The following is a 2,787-nucleotide window of genomic DNA, read 5'->3' on the forward strand; positions in this document are numbered from 1 at the left end:
CGGGCGCCGAGTGGATCAGCGTGCACCCCGAGGCCGGGCCGCACCTCAACCGAACCCTCAAGCGCATCCGCCAGCTCGGCGCCAAGGCCGGTGTGGTGTTCAATCCGTCCACCGACCCCTCGGTCATTCAGTGGATGATGGACGAGGTCGACCTGATCCTGGTGATGTCGATCAACCCGGGCTTCGGCGGCCAGTCGTTCATGAAGAGTCAGCTCGCCAAGATCGAGCGCCTGCGCGCCATGATCGACGCCGAGGGCCGCGACATCCTGCTGGAAGTCGACGGCGGCGTGACGCCCGAGACCGCCCGGCTCTGCATCTCGGCCGGCGCCACGGCCCTGGTCGCGGGAACCGCCGCCTTCCGGGGCGGTCCCGAGCATTACGCGGCCAATATCGCCGCCCTGCGCGGCTGAGGCGGGGGGCGCGGGTTGGCCGACTCGCGCGCGCTCCCGTTGCCCGGCCGTCACTTGGCGTTGGCCCTGGCGACCGCCGGAGTCGCCGCCCTCGCCGAGGAGGTTCGAGGCTCCGGTATCAGGCGATGGCGGCTCGACCGCCTAAGGTCGGACGGGTTCGCTGTTCGCGCCCGCGACAACCGCCCCATCGTCGCTGTGACGCCGCCGAGCGGCGACCCCTGGGACCGCCCCGCCTCCAACCGCGACGCGGCGGCGTCACTGCATCGGTTCGATTGGCTTCCGGCCATGCTTTCCGGCGAACCCGAAGACGCGACCGAGGCGCTTCGTCTCACCTTAGGCTGGAGCCGTGTCTTCGGAGGTTGGAACGCCTTCGCCTGGTCGGGCGAGGTGATGGCCCGCCGGGTTTTCAACCTGGCCTGCGCCGGGCCCGCCCTGGCCGCCCGCGCATCGGACGCCGAAACCGCCCTGATCGCCGGCGGCCTTGTGCGCCAGGGGTTCGATCTGCTCGCTGAGCGCGGGGTCGCTGGAGCCGCCGAGCGGGCTACGGCCGCGGCCCTGGCGGGCGCGGTGCTCCGGGGGCCGGATGCGGCGAGGTTGCTCGCGCGCGCTCTGGCCCGCCTCGGCCCAGCCCTGGAGATGGCGGTCGCAGCGGACGGCGCCCACGCCAGCCGAAGAGCCGACCTCGCCCTTGAGCTGCTGTTGGATCTCCAGGCTCTGGATGATGCCTTGACCCAGCAGGGCAAGGCCGCGCCGGAGGCGGTGCAGCGCGCCCTGGCCGCGCTCTCGGCGTCGGTGCAGTTCGCCACCCTGGCGGACGGAACCCTGATGCGCTTCCATGGCTCCAGACCCTGTTCGGCGACGCTCGTCACGGCCGTGCGGGCGAGTGAGGACTCGTCCGGCCGCGCGCCTGCAGACGCGCTGGGCGGCGTGCATCGGCTGGCGACGCCGGGGCTCGAGGTCCGGGTCGACACGGCGCCCCCTCCAACTGGCGCGTGGAGTGTCGCGGCTCGGGAGCATCCCCTGGCGTTGATGGTCCTGGCGGGCGGCAAGCCCTTTATCGAGAGCGGCTGTGGCCGCGACCTCATGGCGGGCTCCATGCTTTCGGTCGCCGATGGAGAACCGGCCCAACGCCTGTCCGGCTTCACCGCCCGCGTTCTTGGGCCGCGCCTGATCGACGCTCATGCAGACATCGAGGTGCAGCGCCACGAGGCTCCGGGCGCGGTCTGGCTGGAGCTCGACTATCACGGTTGGGGCCGGCGGCATGGGGTGGTGTATCAACGCCGGCTCTATCTCGACCTCACGGCGGGGGAGCTGCGCGGCGAGGATCGCCTCACCCCCACGCCCCGCGCCCAGAGCTCCGGCGGGCGCAACTTCACGCCCTATGCCCTTCGGTTCGTGCTGAATCCCGCGGTGCGGGCGCTGGCCTCGCAGGATGGGCGCAGCGTGCTCCTCAGACCCGAGGGTCCGGGCGGGGGTTGGGTGCTGCGCAACGACGTCCTGATGATCACGCTGGAATCGGTTCCGGGTGAGGATCGACCGCATCGCGTGGTGGTGCTCAGAGGCCAACGGCGCGCCGACTCCGACGCCCGCGTGCGGTGGAAGCTGTCGCCCGTCAAGGCGTGATTGACGTGTCGCAGGCGTCGGCCTAATCCGCCTGCGTCCCGCGTGACTGGCGAACAAGGTGGAGATCCACCGGGGAGCGTCGGGACGTCATTGCGCCGCTCGCCTGGGCCTGTCTCTCGAACCTGCCAGAGGAGAGCGCCGTGCCCGCCGCGCCTGACTTCCCACCCGCCCCTGATCGCGTCACCGTCCGTCGCGCGCTACTGTCGGTGTCCGACAAGACCGGGCTCGTGGAATTCGCCCGCCAACTGGCGGGGCTGGGCGTCGAACTGGTCTCCACCGGCGGTACGCGCAAGGCCATCGCCGACGCCGGCCTGCCAGTGCGCGACATCTCGGACCTCACGGGCTTCCCGGAGATGATGGACGGTCGGGTCAAGACCCTGCATCCGGTGGTTCACGGCGGCCTGTTGGGCGTGCGCGACGCGCCGGCCCATGCCGAGGCCATGGCGGCTCACGGCATCGGCGCCATCGATCTGGTCTATGTGAACCTCTATCCGTTCGAGGCGACCGCCGCCTCCGGCGCCGACTTCGAGACCTGTGTCGAGAACATCGACATCGGCGGACCCGCCATGATCCGGTCGGCGGCCAAGAACCACGGCTATGTGGCGGTCTGCACCGAGCCGACAGATATGGTCGAGGTGCTGGCGGAACTCGCCGAGGGGGGCGCCACGACGCTCTCGCTGCGCAAACGGCTGGCGGCCAGGGCCTATGGCCGCACGGCGACATACGATTCCGCGATCTCGTCCTGGTTCGCCGC

The 2,787-nt window shown here is 71.1% G+C and carries 2 protein-coding genes, 1 pseudogene and 1 riboswitch; all 3 genes and pseudogenes read left to right on the plus strand.

The window, feature by feature from the left end; all coding sequences use genetic code 11:
• The coding region (locus tag ACIQ3R_RS17190; protein WP_397420070.1) for a ribulose-phosphate 3-epimerase at window positions 1–410 on the plus strand (410 nt) is incomplete at its 5' end.
• A 15-nt stretch (window positions 411–425) separates the two neighbouring features.
• Complete coding sequence (locus ACIQ3R_RS17195; RefSeq protein WP_397420071.1) at window positions 426–2,033, plus strand: heparinase II/III family protein; 1,608 nt, start codon at window positions 426–428, stop codon at window positions 2,031–2,033.
• Between the two features lie 32 nt (window positions 2,034–2,065).
• A riboswitch (ZMP/ZTP riboswitch) is annotated at window positions 2,066–2,149 on the plus strand.
• A 24-nt stretch (window positions 2,150–2,173) separates the two neighbouring features.
• Window positions 2,174–2,787: pseudogene (gene purH, locus ACIQ3R_RS17200) on the plus strand (bifunctional phosphoribosylaminoimidazolecarboxamide formyltransferase/IMP cyclohydrolase); the annotation flags it as partial.

Source organism: Phenylobacterium sp., from assembly GCF_044371015.1.
Classification (GTDB): domain Bacteria; phylum Pseudomonadota; class Alphaproteobacteria; order Caulobacterales; family Caulobacteraceae; genus Phenylobacterium.